The sequence below is a fragment of the Nonomuraea sp. NPDC002799 genome (genome assembly GCF_053592075.1).
The window spans coordinates 200,701-216,279 of the sequence record NZ_JBSFVA010000011.1; the positions used below are offsets into that span (position 1 = coordinate 200,701).

Annotated in this window: 15 protein-coding genes; 10 read left to right on the forward strand and 5 right to left on the reverse strand. The window is 72.5% G+C overall.

Translation table 11 applies throughout. The features are described from left to right. Positions 1 to 182: 182 nt before the first annotated feature. Genes ACWD0F_RS21910 through ACWD0F_RS21935 form a run of 6 tightly spaced genes read left to right on the forward strand, consistent with a single transcriptional unit; the run spans position 183 to position 6,901 of the window. A complete protein-coding gene (locus tag ACWD0F_RS21910) occupies positions 183 to 1,472 on the forward strand; it encodes an ABC transporter substrate-binding protein (RefSeq protein WP_449878316.1) in 1,290 nt (429 codons plus the stop codon). After that, on the forward strand, positions 1,456 to 2,457 hold the full coding sequence (locus tag ACWD0F_RS21915) for a Gfo/Idh/MocA family protein (protein WP_449878168.1): 1,002 nt from the start codon (positions 1,456 to 1,458) through the stop codon (positions 2,455 to 2,457). The genes ACWD0F_RS21910 and ACWD0F_RS21915 overlap by 17 nt, the downstream gene beginning before the upstream one ends. Beyond that, positions 2,454 to 4,052 carry a heparinase II/III domain-containing protein gene (locus ACWD0F_RS21920; RefSeq protein ID WP_449878170.1) on the forward strand — a complete coding sequence of 533 codons (1,599 nt, stop codon included), beginning with the start codon at positions 2,454 to 2,456 and terminating at the stop codon, positions 4,050 to 4,052. The genes ACWD0F_RS21915 and ACWD0F_RS21920 overlap by 4 nt, the downstream gene beginning before the upstream one ends. Continuing rightward, the gene (locus ACWD0F_RS21925) at positions 4,036 to 4,773 is read left to right on the forward strand and encodes an amidohydrolase family protein (RefSeq protein ID WP_449878172.1); all 738 of its coding nucleotides are present in this window, start codon (positions 4,036 to 4,038) and stop codon (positions 4,771 to 4,773) included. The genes ACWD0F_RS21920 and ACWD0F_RS21925 overlap by 17 nt, the downstream gene beginning before the upstream one ends. Beyond that, positions 4,770 to 5,576 (forward strand): amidohydrolase family protein, encoded by an 807-nt coding sequence (locus ACWD0F_RS21930; RefSeq protein WP_449878174.1) that lies wholly within the window; start codon positions 4,770 to 4,772, stop codon positions 5,574 to 5,576. Before ACWD0F_RS21925 ends, ACWD0F_RS21930 begins: the two co-directional genes overlap by 4 nt. Beyond that, positions 5,555 to 6,901 carry a transcriptional regulator gene (locus ACWD0F_RS21935; RefSeq protein ID WP_449878176.1) on the forward strand — a complete coding sequence of 449 codons (1,347 nt, stop codon included), beginning with the start codon at positions 5,555 to 5,557 and terminating at the stop codon, positions 6,899 to 6,901. Before ACWD0F_RS21930 ends, ACWD0F_RS21935 begins: the two co-directional genes overlap by 22 nt. A gap of 25 nt (positions 6,902 to 6,926) precedes the next feature. Here the strand turns inward: ACWD0F_RS21935 and ACWD0F_RS21940 are convergent, their stop codons facing one another. The 5 genes from ACWD0F_RS21940 to ACWD0F_RS21960 all read right to left on the reverse strand — a co-directional run bounded on the left by ACWD0F_RS21940 (position 6,927) and on the right by ACWD0F_RS21960 (position 11,865). After that, positions 6,927 to 7,694: a sugar isomerase domain-containing protein gene (locus ACWD0F_RS21940; RefSeq protein WP_449878178.1), complete on the reverse strand. Its 768-nt coding sequence runs from the start codon at positions 7,692 to 7,694 to the stop codon at positions 6,927 to 6,929. Next, complete coding sequence (locus tag ACWD0F_RS21945) at positions 7,691 to 9,004, reverse strand: hypothetical protein (RefSeq protein ID WP_449878180.1); 1,314 nt, start codon at positions 9,002 to 9,004, stop codon at positions 7,691 to 7,693. Before ACWD0F_RS21945 ends, ACWD0F_RS21940 begins: the two co-directional genes overlap by 4 nt. A 73-nt stretch (positions 9,005 to 9,077) precedes the next feature. Continuing rightward, entirely contained in the window at positions 9,078 to 9,965 is an 888-nt protein-coding gene (locus tag ACWD0F_RS21950) for a BadF/BadG/BcrA/BcrD ATPase family protein (protein WP_449878182.1), read from the reverse strand. Between the two features lie 10 nt (positions 9,966 to 9,975). Beyond that, complete coding sequence (locus ACWD0F_RS21955; protein WP_449878184.1) at positions 9,976 to 11,055, reverse strand: helix-turn-helix domain-containing protein; 1,080 nt, start codon at positions 11,053 to 11,055, stop codon at positions 9,976 to 9,978. Positions 11,056 to 11,064: 9 nt separating this feature from the next. After that, positions 11,065 to 11,865 carry a fumarylacetoacetate hydrolase family protein gene (locus tag ACWD0F_RS21960; RefSeq protein ID WP_449878186.1) on the reverse strand — a complete coding sequence of 267 codons (801 nt, stop codon included), beginning with the start codon at positions 11,863 to 11,865 and terminating at the stop codon, positions 11,065 to 11,067. A gap of 163 nt (positions 11,866 to 12,028) precedes the next feature. Here ACWD0F_RS21960 and ACWD0F_RS21965 point away from each other — a divergent pair, with 163 nt between their 5' ends. The 4 genes from ACWD0F_RS21965 (at position 12,029) to ACWD0F_RS21980 (ending at position 15,530) form a co-directional block, all read left to right on the forward strand. Then, the gene (locus tag ACWD0F_RS21965; protein WP_449878188.1) at positions 12,029 to 13,324 is read left to right on the forward strand and encodes an aspartate aminotransferase family protein; all 1,296 of its coding nucleotides are present in this window, start codon (positions 12,029 to 12,031) and stop codon (positions 13,322 to 13,324) included. Positions 13,325 to 13,430: 106 nt separating this feature from the next. Beyond that, complete coding sequence (locus ACWD0F_RS21970; RefSeq protein ID WP_449878189.1) at positions 13,431 to 14,417, forward strand: rod shape-determining protein; 987 nt, start codon at positions 13,431 to 13,433, stop codon at positions 14,415 to 14,417. Further along, entirely contained in the window at positions 14,414 to 14,986 is a 573-nt protein-coding gene (locus tag ACWD0F_RS21975; RefSeq protein ID WP_449878191.1) for a DUF421 domain-containing protein, read from the forward strand. Before ACWD0F_RS21970 ends, ACWD0F_RS21975 begins: the two co-directional genes overlap by 4 nt. A gap of 136 nt (positions 14,987 to 15,122) precedes the next feature. Continuing rightward, entirely contained in the window at positions 15,123 to 15,530 is a 408-nt protein-coding gene (locus ACWD0F_RS21980; protein ID WP_449878193.1) for a hypothetical protein, read from the forward strand. The last annotated feature ends 49 nt before the right edge of the window (positions 15,531 to 15,579 follow it).

Here is a 15,579-nt window from a genome sequence, read left to right on the forward strand (position 1 = left end):
ACCAAATTGTGCTGGCCGTAGCTTCGATAAAAGCTGGCCGGAATGTGAGCGGAGCCTATTAACGGCCAGCGAAAGACGTCAAGGTCTGCGGTGAACTGAGACTTGACGGCAGAAGCCGCAGCCTGCCAAGGTGCCGAAAGCAAGCATTAAGGACGGCCATAACAGCCAGGAGGTCCGCGGTGATGAGAAAAGGTGCCTTAACGGTTGGAGCGCTCGCCCTGGCGCTCCTGACGTCCGGCTGCGTCGCAGGCACGTCGGGCGGAACCGCAGGAACGGCTGACGACCAGCCGTTCGAGGGTGAGGTCGAGTTCTGGACGATCAACCTGAAGAAGAACTACGGCGCCTACATCGACGGCCTGATCGCCCAGTATCAGAAGGCCCACCCCAAGGTCACCGTGAAGTGGGTCGACGTGCCCGGCCAGGACATGGCGACCAAGCTGCTCGCCGCGGTCGCCAGCGGCGACGTCCCCGACGCCGTCAACCTCGCCTCCAGCGACCTGGGCAGGTTCGTCCCGTCGCTGGCCCCGCTCGACACCCTGTTCAAGCCCGCCGACCTGGCCGACTTCCAGCCGAACCTGGTCGAGCCGCTGCGCGTGGACGGCAAGCTCTACGCCGTGCCGTGGTACAACGGCGGCACCCCGGTGGGCATCTACCGCAAGTCCGTCGTCGCCAAGGCCGGCTTCGACGAGAAGGCCCCGCCGAAGAGCTACGACGAGGCCCTGGCCCTGGCGAACAAGGTCTACGCCGAGACGAAGGTCTACGGCACCAACGACATCCCCGGCATCAACGTCGCCTCCGTCCTGCGTTACTACGGGGTCGACCTGCTGTCGGCGGACAAGAAGAAGGCCGCCTTCAACACCCCGGAGGTCGTCAAGCTGCTCGGCAGCTTCAAGAAGAGCTACGACGACCACGGCATCGCGCCCGGCTCGATCTCCAAGGACGTGCGCAACTTCCCGCAGAGCCTGGAGAACGGCCAGCTCGCCATGTCCGCGAGCACGTTCGCCGCCACACTGCTCAACATCCAGAAGAACGCGCCCGACGTCTACGGCGACCTCGCGATCACCGAGCCGGTGCAGACCAAGACCGGCGGCTACCTGCTGCTCGCCCAGCAGACCTTCGCCATCCCCAAGGCGTCGGCGCACCAGCAGGCCGCGGCCGAGTTCGTCAAGTTCTTCGCCAACGGCGCCAACCAGCTCGCCTTCTGCAAGCTGGTGCCGATCTACCCCTCGACCATCTCCTCGACCAAGGACCCCTTCTTCGCCGGTCAGGGCAGCGACGACCCGATGGACGTGGCCCGCGGCATCATCGTGAAGGGGCTGCCGAAGCTGGAGTACACCCCGCTCGGCACGCAGAAGGACATGGAGTTGACGGAGGCGCTGGCCGAGGAGCTGCGGGCCTTCCTCCAGGGCTCCAAGACCGCTGAAGAAGCACTGCAAACCGCCGAGAAGCAATGGAATGACGCTCTTGCCTAAGCTCAGAATCGGGATCGTCGGGGCCGGGATCATGGGTCGCGGCCACGCCGAGGTCCTGGCCGCCCACCCGGACGCCGAGATCACCGCGGTCGCCCGCCGTCCCCTGGAGCACGCGCCCCAGGCGGCGGTCTTCCCCGGCTACCGGGAGCTGCTCGCCTCCGGCACGGTCGACGCCGTCTCGATCACCACACCCGACCACCTGCACGCCGACGTGATGGTGGCCGCCGCCGAGGCGGGCGTGCACATCCTGGTCGAGAAGCCGTTCACCACGACGGTCGAGGACGCCGACCGCTCCGTCGCCGCGATCCGGCAGGCGGGCGTGACCGCGATGTGCCTGTTCAACCACCGCTGGGTGCCCGCCTACGCGCAGGCCAAGGATCAGATGCCGCTGATCGGCGAGCCCGTCGTGGGCTACGCCCGCAAGGACGACACCATCCACGTGCCCACCGAGATGATCGGCTGGGCCGACCAGACCACCTGCGCGTGGTTCCTGTCCAGCCACGACATCGACCTGGTCACCTGGCTCTACGACGACCGCGTCGTGGAGGTCTTCGCCACCGCCCGCTACGGCAAACTGCGCGGGCTCGGCATCGAGACCCCCGACGCCATGCAGATCCAGGCCAGGTTCGCCGGCGGCGCGGTGGCCACGTTCGAGTCGGCCTGGATCTACCCCAGCACCTTCCCCACCATGGTGGACAGCTACGTCACCGTGGTGGGCGAGGGGGGCGTCATCCAGCTCGACCGGCAGAAGGAGAACATCCAGCTCGCCACCGAGCAGGGTTACTCCTATCCCAGGAACATGCTGCAGCGGGTGGTGCACGGCGTGCCGGCCGGCGCCTACCGTGACGCCATCCACCACTTCGTCGACTGCGCCCGTACCGGCGCCGAGCCGCTCGTGAGCGTGGAGAGCTCGCGGCACGTGACCGCCGTGCTCGCCGCCGCGCACGAGTCGGCCCGCACGGGACTGCCGGTGAAGCCGGCATGAGTCACGTGGAGAAAGCGCCGCACGTCGACCACGCGCGGATGCGGCACATCAGCGACGAGGCGCTGCTGACCGAGCTCGGCGCGCCGAGCGTCGCCGAGGCCCGGCGCTGGCGGCGGGCCCGGCCGGTGCCCGCCGCGACCGCCGCCGCCGGCGCGGACGCGCTGCTCGGGACCGAGGTCGACTTCCTCGACAAGGGCCACGGCCGCTCCCGGCTGTACGGCTTCCACTACCTGCGCTGGATGAGCCCGCTGGTCTCGGCCTACGCCGAGACCGGCGACCCGCGCTACGCCGCCGAGTGGGACCGCCTCTTCCGCCAGTGGTACGACGGCCGCGACCAGGTGGTGGGCGACTGGCCCGGCCTCGACGTCGTCTGGTACTCGCTCGGCGTGCGGGCCCGCGCCATGTACGTCACCGAGGCCCTGGCCGTCTTCGCCGACGAGCCCGCGCTGAGCGACGGATGCTGGCTGCGGATGATGAAGACCGTGCTCGGCGGCGCCCGCTGGGCCGCCGAGGAGCACGACGAGTTCAGGCACGGCAACTGGCAGTTCGCCACCGCCTGCGAGCTGCTGCACACCGCCAGGGTCTTCGCCGACCTCCCCGAATCGGCCCACTGGGCCGAGGTCGCGACGGCCCGCGTCCTGGAGCACCTGGAGCACGACGTGCGGGCCGACGGCGGCCACCACGAACGCTCGCCCGGCTACCACGGCATGTGCCTCGAAGGGCTCGGCCGGGCCGCGGCCGTCGAACCCGAGCTCGACGCGCACCCCCGTTACCAGGCCATGCTCCGCTGGCTGACGATCCTGGCCACGCCGGCCGGCTGGGTGCCGCACCTGCAGGACAGCGGCGTCGTCTGGCTCGACGGCGACCAGCCCGCCGAAGGCTCGCACAACCTGGCGGCCAGCGGCTACGCGACCTTCCGGCACGACCACTTCCACACGGTGATCAACTACGGCCCGTACATCGGCCACGAGCTGGAGCCGCACAGCCACCACGCCGCGCTCGACTTCGTGTTGTCCGGCTGGGGGGTGCCGCTGGCCTGGGAGGGAGGCGGCCCGCCGTCCTACGACGATCCCGGCTACTACGACTGGTACCAGGCGACCAGGGCGCACAACACCCTGCTGGTGCCCGGCCAGGAGTACACCGAGGACCGCCGCGCGGCCTGCGACCTGTTCTCCGTCACGCCGGAGGCCGACGTCTTCGCCGGGCACCACCACGGCTACAGCGCCCGCCACGACCGCGAGATCCGCTTCGTGAAGGGCCCGTCGCCGTACTGGGTGATCAACGACCGGATCGACGCCGACGCGATCTGGCAGATCCACGGGTTGTCGCCGTGGACCGCGCGGGCCGGCGGCTACGCCGGCGGCGGCCGGGGGCCGGGCATCCTCGTCGTCCCCCTCGAACCACCCGACGAGGTCCTGTACGGGACCGGCCCCGCCAGAATCCCCGACCCACTGACGCGGACGGCCGAGTACGGCGAGATCCACTCGCTCGGCCTGCGCCGCCACGACGGCCGCTTCACGGTGGGTGTCTTCCCCTACCGCGACGAGCCGCCCACGATCCCTGACGGATGGACGGTCCATGCTCATCGACGCTGACGCCATGCTCGGCCGCCATCCCCGCAGGGACGCCGGCCCGGGCACGGTCACGCGGGCACTGGCCGACATGGACCGCTTCGGCATCGCCGAAGCGGTGGTGAGCCACACCCTGTCGTGGCTGCACGACCCGGGGACGGGCAACAGGGAGCTGCTCGGCCTGGTCGCGGCCGAGCCCCGGCTGCACCCGTGCTGGGTGATGCTCCCCGACACCTGCGGGGAGACGGGCACGCCCGCCCAGTTCGTCGCCGCCGCCCTCGACGGGGGCGTCCGCGCCGTCCGCGCCTACCCCGCCGATCACGGTTACGACCTGGCGGGCCGGGACGCGGCGCCGATGCTCGGCGCGATCGCCGAGGCCGGGCTGCCGCTGCTCGTGGACGCGCCGCAGATCGGCTGGCCCGCCGTGGAGGCCATCGCGGCCGCGCACCCGGGCCTGCCGATCGTCGTCGGCTCGCTCGGCTACCGCCTGCTCCGGCAGGCGGCCGGGGTGTTGTCCCGCACCGGCAACGTCTACCTCGGGCTGGCCAACCTGTCCTCGCACCGCGGGCTCGAATGGCTCACCGAGCGGTACGGCGCGCACCGCCTCGTGTTCGGCACCGGGGCCCCGCTGCGCGACCCGGCCGAGGTCGTCACCCGGCTGCTCTGGGCCGAACTCGACGACGACGCCGTGACCACCATCGGCTCCGGCACCCTGCTGGGCCTGCTCAAGGCGGAGGCCGCGTGAACCCGCTCGTGTCCGCGCTGCGCGAGCGGCGCCCCCAGACCGGCCTCCGGATCGTCGACGCGCACGCGCACTCCGGCCCGTACAGCCTCTTCTTCATCCCCGACGCGGGACCCGAGGCGATGGTCAAGGTCATGGACCGGTGCGGCGTGTCCCACGCCGTCATCTCCAGTCACCTGGCGATCCAGCTCGACGCCGCCGCCGGCAACGCCGCGACCGCCGCGGCGGTGGACCTCGCGCCCGGCCACTTCACCGGCTACCTGACCGTCAACCCGTGGCAGGACCCGCTGGGAGAGCTGGAGAAGTGGGGCGACGACGAACGCTTCGGCGGCATCAAGCTCCACCCCGACCTGCACGACTACCCGCTCACCGGCCCGCGCTACGCCCCGGTGTGGGAGTTCGCCGAGCGGACCGGCTGTCCCGTGCTCACGCACACCTACGACGGCTCGGCGTACAACGACCTGCCCATGGTGGACCGCGTGGCGGCCGACCATCCCGGCGTGGTGATCCTCGCCGGGCACGCGGGGGCCACCCCGCTCGGCTTCGAGGTCGCGATCGAGGTGGCGCAGCGGCGCCCCGGGGTGATACTGGAGCTCTGCGGTTCCTACAACACCGGTGCCGACATCGCCGCGATGGTGCGCGAGGTGGGCGCGGACCGGGTGGTCTACGGCTCCGACTTCCCGTTCATTGATCTCCGGATGTCGCTGGGCCGGGTAATCTTCAGTGACCTTACCGATGAGGATCGGGCGGCGGTGCTCGGCGGAACGATGACCCGCCTCCTTCGATGGCGTTCGGGACTGGGGTGATCAAGAGCATGGAGCGGTTGCGTCCCGAGACACGGTCCAGAGTGGGGATCGGCGTGGTCGGCCCGCACGACCTCGTCGAGCAGATCGTGATGGTCGGCGCCGACCTGCCCGCCGCCGCCGACTGGCGGCTGGTGGGCGCTCCGCACGCCGGGGAGCACGAGACGTACGAGAAGTTCTCCCGGATCGCGGACAGCATCGACGTCGTGCTCTTCACCGGCCCGCTCCAGCACGATCTCGCCAGGCAGGCGGGCGAGCTGCCCCTGCCGGCCACGCACGTCCCGATGAGCGGGGCCGGCCTCTACGCCTGCCTCCTGCGCGGAGTGCTCAAGCACGGCATCGACCCGGCCAGGGTGAGCATCGACTCGCTGCCCGCCGCCGACGTGGACGAGGCCTACGGCGAGATCGGGGTGAGCACCGCGGGCGTCCACCTGTCGGAGTACGACCAGCCCGAGTCCGTCCGCGGCTTCATCGGCTTCCACGAGCAGCTCTACCGGCAGGGCGCCACCACGGCGGCGCTGACCACGATAAGGAGTGTCGCCAAGGCGCTGAACAACGCCGGGGTGCCCGCCCTGCGGATGATGCCGACCACGCACACCCTGCGCCTGGCGCTCAACACCGCCGCCCTGCTCGGCACCGGCAGCAGGCTGGAGGAGGCGCAGATCGCCATCGTCGTGGTCGAGCTCGCCACCTCCGCGCGGCCCAGCTACTCGGGGCCCGGCAACTACTGGCAGCAGGAGCTCAAGCTCAAACTGCACCAGGCGCTGCTCGCTGACGCCCGGCTCATGGGGGCGACCGTGGCCCCCCGCGACGAGAACAGCTACGTCGTCACCGCCACGCTGGGCGCGCTCGGCCAGGCCACCGACGGGTTGCGGGCGGCGCCGTTCATGGACCGGATCCGCTCCGAGGTCGGCGTCGAGGCCGAGGTCGGCATCGGGCTGGGCAGCACCGCCAGGGACGCCGACGCCAACGCCCTGGTGGCGGTCGACAAGGCGCGCAACGCGGGCGCGGCGTCGGCCTACCTGGTCGGCGTCGACGGCGCCGTGCTCTCCCTGCCGGTCCGCCGGCGGCGGCGGGCCGAAACCGAGCCCGCCGTCACCACCAAGGCGGCCAAGCTGCTGGAACGGCTGCTCCAGCAGCTCGACGACGGGCCGGACGCGATGGTGGTGGACGCCGAGATCGTCGCCGACGTGCTGGCCATCGCGCCGCGCAGCGCCCGCCGGGTGCTGCAGAGCCTCGCGGACGAGGGGCTGGCCTGGCCCGTTCCCCCCGTCAAGGGTGCCCAGGCGGGGCGGCCGCGCCAGCCGTACCGGCTGGTGCGCGCCTGACCCCCTTTTACGTGTTTTCCGGCCTTTACGCGTCTCCCAGTCGCACCCGTCCTTCGTAGGCGGCCAGCAGGGCCTCGTTGTGCGCGTCGCCGCCGGGGGTGTTGGCGGACTGGTAGACGGGCGGCGCCTGCCCGGCCTCCAGGTACCTGCCGACCACGTCGGCGACCAGGAGCTGAGCGATCAGGACGCCGGTCAGGTTCGACACGGCGCAGACGGCGCCGCCGCCGGGCAGCGGCAGGACCGCGTCCCCGTACGGCGCGCCGTTGTCGATGACCACGTCGGCCAGGTCGGCCAGCCGCGCCCGCGCACCGCCTTCGGCGGCCGGCTCGCGGGCGGCGGCCTCGGCCGTGTGCGCCCGCGAGGTGATCGCGATCACCGGGTGCCCGCGTTCGCCCGCCAGGCGGGCCATCTCGACGATCGCCGCGTTGCCGCCGGAGTTGGAGATGATCACGAAGACGTCGGCGGGCCGGATCTCGGCCAGCTCCCAGATGCGCAGGGCCAGTCCCGGCTCCCGCTCGACCTTCGGGTCGAGGATGTCCTGCGGCGAGGCGTCGCCGTAGTAGGCGACGTCGCGGATGCCGAGCTGGTTCGCGGGCACCAGCCCACCGGCCCGGCCGGCCAGTTCGAGCGCGACCGCCCTGGAGTGGCCCGTGCCGAACGCCTGCACCACCCCACCGGCCCGCAATCCGTCGTAGACCAGGCGGCCCGCCTGTTCGATCGCCTTCCGTTCCACGTCGAGCACCCGCTCCACAGCCGCTCTGGCGGCGCCGGAGTACTCATTCTGACCGATCATATGTCCTCCAGCAGTTGTCGCGCGGCCCCGGCCAGCGCCTCGGCGCTGCCCGGGGCCACCTGGCTCACCAGCACTTCGTACTCGGCCCTGCCGTACGCCTCGGCGGTCGGCAGGTAGCCGGGATAGCCGTTGACGTAGCCCAGCACCATGACCGGCCCGCCTGGGGCGACGCTCTCGGCCACGGCCAGGAACGGCTCGCCGGGCAGGCCCGCCAGGGACAGGTCCCCTAGGCGGGCGGCGTACACGTGCACGCCGATCGGGTCCGGGCTCGTGTTCGCGCCCGCGCCCGTGTCCGGGGCCGGGTTCGCGCTCGCGCTCGGGTCCGGGCTCGGGTCCGGGTTCGTGCGCTGCGGGCGTGCCCGGAGGCCCTCCAGCCTGCTGCGGGCCAGCCGGACGGCGACCGGGTCGCCGGCCGCCTCGGCCGCGCGCAGGCCGTCGGCCAGCGCGGCCAGGTCCGCGCCCACCGGGCCGCCCTCCTCGCCGGGCCGGAACGGGGCGAGCAGCAGCCGCCGCGCCGCCCACGCGATGCCGGAGCCCGCCGACCAGGCGTGGGCCGGGGGCTCCCGCAGCAGCTCCAGGCAGCGGTCGGCGACGATCGCGGCGAGGCGGTCCAGCTCGGCCGCGTCCTGGCCACGGCGGGTGTGGCGGGTGCTGATGTCGCCCGCCGCACCGGTGGCGACCAGGGCCCACACGTCCGGGCCGAGCCGCGCGCGCAGCGCCCGGCGGACGGCTCCGACCAGGTCGGCGCTGACCAGACGACTGGCGGCGGGCAACACCGTGGGATGCACGGGCAGCACCACCAGCACGCCGGCGAGCCGCCCGCCCGCGTCCTCGCGGACGGCGATCACGGTGAGCGGGACCACCGCGGGTGCGGACGGCCGGCTGCGGTCCGCGCCGACGTCGTGCAGCTCGCCGTGGCGCGCCTCCCCGTCGCAGCGGCGCTCGTCCTCGATCGCCCGCCGGACGGCCACGCCCACCGCCTCGCTCAGCCGGTCCAGCCACGGGCCGGGCGTCGGCGCTCCACCGGGCACGCAGCCGGTCTCGGGGCCGGAGTGCGTGTGGCTGGCCGCCAGCCACAGCTCACAACCGAGCGACCGGGCCTCCGACCTGACCCGGTGGGCCAGGTCCTCGTTCACGCAGATGACGTCGGCGGTCGCCAGCGCGAAGCGGCGTTCGCCGTCGAACCAGGTGACCGCGGCCACCGACAGCGGATCGAGCCGGCCGGCCGACGGGCCGGGGCGGTCGATGTAGCCGCCCATCGGCGTGCCGTCGGGAACGGCAAGTTCCGCCGTGCCATGACCGACCCTCATCGCCGCACCGTCCTGATCGTCGCTCCGTCACGGACCGCTCTCATCACGGCACCGTCGGCACCATGGCGCGCCCTCATCGCCGCACCGTCCTGATCATCGCTTCGTAGGGGCCCGGGTCGTCGGCGGCGGCCAGCAGGGCGGCGCCCGCGAGGCTGTCGCCGGCGGGCGGCCGGAGGCGGGCCCGGGGAAGGAGGCGGGCCAGCTCCGCCTCGAACCCGGCCCGCAACACCGGGTCGCGTAACAACCTGCCGGTCCACGCCACGGGCACCTCGGCCTCGCCGGGGAAGTCGCGGGCGGCGGCCGCCGCCGTGGCCGCCAGCTCGCGGGCCGCCTCGGCGACGATGGCGCGGGCCGTGTCGTCGCCGGTCAGGCCGAGCACGTGTACGGCGAAGCGGGCCACCTTCGCCACGCCGTCGGGCGCCAAATAGAGCCGGGCGGGCAGCCCGGACAGGTCGCCGAAGACCTCACGGGCCCGCCGGGTGAGCGGGCCGCTCTCGGCGCGGCCGTCGTGTCCCCGGGCGGCCGCCTCCAGGCCGCGCCGCCCGATCCAGTAGCCGCCGCCCGCGTCGCCGTACAGGAAGCCCCACCCGTCCACCTGCCGTGCGCCGCCGCCGGCGCTCACGCCCAGGGCGATCGCGCCCGTGCCCGCCGCCAGCACGACGCCCGGCCCGCCCGAGAACGCGCCGGCGTGCGAGGTGACCACGTCCGTGGTGACCAGCACCCGCCTGGCCGTCCCGAGCAGCCGCTCGGCCAGCCCTTCCGGGTCGTCGAGGATGGTGGTCAGCCCGAGGCAGACGGTGTCGAGGTCACCCCAGCCGGCCCCGATCCGGGACAACACCGCCTCCACCGGCGAGCCCTCGGCGTAGGACAGCCCGGGCCGCTCGTGCACCTCCGTGATCCGGCCGCCGGTCGCCAGGCCGAGCCGCAGGCCCGTCTGCCCGCCGTCGATCGCCAGGTCCATACACCCTCCATCACGAGCCGGGCCGGAGCCCGGCCCTGCGGTATTCGGTCGGGGAGCACCCGACGTGCCGCCTGAACGCGCCGCGCAGCGCCTTCGCGCTCGGGTAGCCGGTGCGGGTGGCGATCACGTCGACGGGCAGCGGCGAGGTGGTCAGCAACCGGCGCGCGTGCTGCAGCCGCAGGCCGGTGAGGTGGCGCAGGAAGGTGGTGCGGCGCTCCTCGGCGAACAGGTGCGAGATGTAGAACGGGCTCGCGCTGACCGCCTCCGCCAAGGTCGTCAGGCGCAGCCCCGGATCGGTGTAGTGCGCGGCCAGGTACTCCTCGGCCAGCGTGAGCACGTCCCGGCGCGGTGGCGGCGGCATGAGCTTGCCGAGCGTCTCTCGCAGCCAGATGTGCAGGTAGGACCGCTCGTGGATGTCGCCGACCGAGACGATGTCCTCGATCGGCAGCCGGGCGCACGCCTCCACCCAGTCGGTCGAGCCGTCGGTCAGCCTGGACCGGTTGACCACGTCCACGACGAACAGCAACTGCCCGATCAGCCAGTTGCGCAGCGTCCTGGGGTCCACGTCCCGCTCGCGGGCGCACCGGTCCACCCATCCCGCGAGCAGACCGGCCGCGCCGTTGCGGTCGCCCGCGCGTACCCGCCTGGAGAGCTCCTGCTCGATGCGGACGGGCGGCGTGAGCGCCACCCGCGCCGGCGACGGCGGGGCGATCACCCGGTCGCCGCCGAGCACGAGCTTGTAGTCGTTGGCCAGCCTGGCGTCGCGCTCGGCCGCCCCGCGGCCCCCCAGGCTCGGCGAGCCGAGGCTGACGGTGGCGGTCCAGGCCGTATCGCGCACCATGTGCTCGCGCACCTCCTCGGCCAGCGCCGCCGCGTCGCTCATCAGAGCGTCGGGATCGGCGCCGGTCAGCAGGACGAACCACTCCTCGGGCGGCTGCGGGCGGCAGGTGGCCCCAGGGTGGCCGTGGGTGGCCGCCCGCACGACCTGGTCGGCGTGCTGGAGTTGGCGGCGCGCCCACGACCTGCCCCGAGCCTGCTCGGATGCCACGTAGTCGTCGATGTCCACCAGGGCAGCCACAGCGTAGTCCATGCCCCTAGTTTAGGCGGACCGAAATTCGACCGTATTTACCAGCGTGCCGACTCCGGCCACGGTCGCCCGCATCGTGTCGCCGTCCTTGAGCGGGGCGATCCCGGCTATGGTGCCGGTCGCGATCAGGTCGCCGGGCATCAGCGTCATCCCGTCGGAAAGGTCCTCGATCAGCCGGGGCAGGCCGAAGACCATCTGCTTGGTGTTCGCCCGCTGCCTGACCTCGCCGTCGACCTCCAGGACCAGCTCCAGCGCCTGCGGATCCGGCACCTCGTCCACCGTCGCCAGGAACGGGCCGACCGGCGCGAAGGTGTCGAACCCCTTCGACTGGTCCCACGGGGCGTTCCTGGCGATGTTGGCGAGTTGCAGGTCGCGGGCGGTCATGTCGTTGATCACGGTGTAGCCGGCCACGGCCTCCTGCCACCGGTCGGCGGGCAGGTCTCTGGTGACCTTGCCGATGACGACCGCCAGCTCCACCTCATGCTCCAGGTGGCGGGTGCGCGCCGGCGCCACGACCGGCCGGTTGTGGCCCGTGAGCGAGGACGGCGGCTTGAAGAACAACACCGGCTCGGGCGGCACCTCCATGCCGCTCTCCTCCGCGTGCGCCAGGTAGTTCAGCGCCAGGCAGCAGATCTTCGTGCAGGTGGCCACCGGCGGCTCGAACAGCACGTCGTCCTGGTCCAGAACGGGGGCCGCCGACCGCTCGTTCACCAGCTCGTTGAGCCGGTCGAGCCCGTACGTGCTCAGGGCGGCCACGGGGTCGTCGCCGAGGTCGGCCAGGCTGAGCAGGCCGCCGTCGGGGCGCAGGGCCACCAGCTCGACGGGGCCTGAAGGGATTCGCCGAATACGTCCAAGGAACATGACCGCAACCCCATCAAGGGCCCGCGACCACCACAAGCACCGAAATTTGCGCTGACAACCCGCTTCTTGTCCTCTTTCTTGTGGCCGGGTGACATCTCACCCTTTGATGGTCGACATGACCCGGACACTGGACGTCAGCCGCGACCTGTACACCACCGCCCAGCGCCACATCGCCGGCGGCGTCTCCAGCGACGCCCGTCGCATGGCGGGCGTTCCGCTCTTCGTGGACCGGGCGGCGGGCGCGCGGATCTGGGACGCCGACGGCAACACCTATCTCGACTACGTGCTCGGCCAGGGACCCGCGCTGCTGGGGCACTGCCCGCCCGCGGTGGTCGAGGCGATCACCGCGCAGGTGTCCCGTGGCATCGTCTACTCCGCCCAGCACGCCGCGGAGGCCCGGGTGGCCGAACGGCTCTGCGCCATGGTGCCCTCGGCCGAGCGCGTGCGGTTCAACACGGTGGGCTCGGAGGCCGTGCACGCCGCCTGGCGGCTGGCCCGCGGCTTCACCGGACGGCCCAAGATCCTCAAGTTCGAGGGGCACTACCACGGCTGGCTGGACCCGGTCCTCTACAGCGTGCACCCGCCGCTGGAGGCCGCCGGGCCCGCCGACCGCCCCGCCGCCGTACCCGGCACGCTGGGCCAGCCGGAGGCCGCCGACCTGGTGGTCTGCCCGTGGAACGACCTCGAAGCCCTGTCCCGGCTGATGGACGAGCACGCGGGGCAGATCGCCGCCGTGGTCACCGAGCCGGTGCTCTGCAACACCGGCGCCATCGAGCCCGACCCCGGCTACCTCCAAGGGGTTCGCGAGCTCTGCGACAAGCACGGCAGCCTGCTCATCTTCGACGAGATCATCACCGGGTTCCGGCTCGCCCCCGGCGGCGCCCAGGAATACCTCGGCGTCTCCCCCGACCTGTCGGTGTTCGGCAAGGCGATGGCGGGCGGGATGCAGGTGTCGGCGCTCGCCGGGCGTGCCTTCGTGATGGACGCCATCACCTCCGGCAAGGTCGCGCACGCGGGCACGTTCAACTCCCAGCCCGTCGGCATCGCCGCCGCCGAGGCGACGCTGCGCATCCTCGACGAGCAGCGGGACGAGGTGTACGGCACGCTGTACGCCCGGGGCCGGCAGCTGATGCGCGGCCTGTCGGAGGCGGCGGCCAAGGCCGGGGTCCCGATGCTCGTCGACGGGCCGGGGCCGGTCTTCCAGACGTACTTCACCGAGGCGCCCTCCGTGCGGAACTACCGCGACTTCGCGGCGACGGACCGGGCCTTGATGGGCCGCGTGCACGCCGCGCTGCTCGACCAGGGGATCAGCATGGTGCCGCGCGGCCTGTGGTTCCTGTCGACCGAGCACACCGAGGCGGACGTGGCCGCGACCGTCGAGGCGTTCTCGGCGGCGCTGAACTCGCTCTGACCGGGCGGCCCGGCGACGGGTAAAGGGGATCCGCTCCGTTCGTGGTGTTGCGTTGAGAAAACAGCGGAAATAGCACGTACATGATGGCCGAGCCCCCGAGCCCGCGATGAGCCTCCTGGGCCGCGACCTCGCGGTGGACCTCGGGGCGGCGAGCACGCGCATCTACGTCAAAGGCCGGGGCATCGTGCTCGACGAGCCCTCCGCCGTCACGCGGGACAGCCTGACCGGCAAGGTGATCGGGTTCGGCGCCGAGGCCGCCTGCGACACCGGCGTCGAGACGTGCTGGCCGGTCAGCGGCGGCATGCCCGTCGACGGCGAGCTGGCCCACCGCATGATCCGGCATTTCCTGCGCAAGGTGCACCGGCATCCGTTCTCCAAGCCGCGCGTGGTCATGGCGCTGCCGGAGGACGCGACGCCGATCGAGCGGACGGCGCTGCGCGACGTGGCGTTCGACGCGGAGGCCAGGGGGATCCTGCTGATCCCGCACGCGCTGGCGGCGGCGCTCGGCGCCGGTCTGCCGGTCAAGGACTGCGCCGGGCGCATGGTGATCGACATCGGCCGCGACTCCGCCAGGATCGCCGTGCTCTCGCACGGCGTCGTGGTGGCCGCGGCGAAGGTGCGCGGTGGCGGCGAGGCCATCAACCGCTCGATCGCGCGCCTGGTCGAGCGCGAGCACGGACTGCTGCTCGACGCGCAGGAGGCCGAGGCCGCCAAGCGGCGCGCGGGCACCGAGTGGAAGCCGCTGCACCGCCAGGTGGTGGTGCACGCCCGCGATCCGGACACCGGCCGGGAGCGGGCGGTGACGCTGTCCGTGCAGGAGATCTACGAGGCGACCAAGCAGCCGGTCGAGGCGATCGTACGGGCCGCCATGGACACCGTGGAACGGTGCCCGCCCGAGCTGGTCGTGGATCTCGGCGAGCGCGGCGCGGTGCTGGTGGGCGGCGGCGCGCTGCTGCGGGGGCTGGGCCGGCGGCTGCGCGCCGCGCTCTCCATGCCGGTGGGCCGGGCCGACCGGCCGCTGGAGGCGGTGGCGCTGGGCCTGGGCCGCTGCGCGGAGAGCCTGGGAATGATCGCGAAGCTTCGAGGGCGATGAGCGACGACCTCTTCGCCGCGGGGATCTCCCTCGCCGACAAGGCCGTCAGGACCGTCGCCGTCTACCTCGCCGTGGCGACCCTGCTCAGGATCGGCGGCAAACGCGGCATCGCGCAGCTCAACAACTTCGACTTCGTGGTGATGTTGCTGATCAGCAACGTCGTCCAGAACGCGATCATCGGCCCCGACAACTCGCTGATCGGCGGGATCGTCGGAGTGGTGATCCTGGTGGCCTTCAACGCCCTGGTGGTGCGGGTCGCCGCCGCGGTGCCGGCGCTCGGCCGGATCGTCGAGGGCCATCCGATCGTGCTGGCCCGCGACGGGCGCTACCTGCCCTCGGTGTTGCGGCGGCTCGGCATGCGCCAGGCGGACGTGGACGTGACGATCCAGCTCAGGGGTGGTTCGAGCGTGGCCGACACCACCCTCGTCCGGCTGGAGCCGGGCGGCGCGGTGCTGGTGCGGCTGCGTCCCGAGGAGGAGAACGCCGAGCGCGGCGACGTGGACGGGCTGCACGCCAGGCTCGCCCGCATCGAGGACAAACTGGACGCGCTGCGCAGACAAGCACCCTGACGGTACGCGGCATCCGTGCGGACGTCCCCTGACGGGAGGCTCACCGCCCTGTGTTGCTTTTTGTGCGATTTGCCCGGTAACCGAGGATGACCTACGCTATTCTGCCTCTGTGCGCGCCCGCCGTCACGTTGCCACCATGGTGCTCCTCTGCATCACGGCGATGACGGCCTGCTCGGCGGCGACCGGACCGGCCACGCTCGACGACGCCACCCAGCGGCTCAGCGCCGACGCCGGCGACCTGCTCCGCACGACCGGGCTCGGCCCGCCGGTCGTCGAGGAGATCGACGACGATTCCTGCCTGCCGGGCCAGGCCCGGCGCTTCCTGCGGACCGGGGGCGACCTCCCCTCCGGCGACCTCCTCGACACGCTCAGGAAGCTGGGCTACGACCAGATCGTCGATGACCTGGATCTCCGCGACGAGGACCCGGACGTGGCGGTCCTGCGCAACCCGGAGACGCGCCTGACGTTCGAGCTGACCGTGAGCCCCGGGGAGCGGCCCGGGGTCCGGATCCTCGGCAAGACCACCTGTTACGCGTCCGGCTAGTTCTCCGGCATGGCCACCTGTTACGCGGCCGGCCGGTTTTACGGCGTGG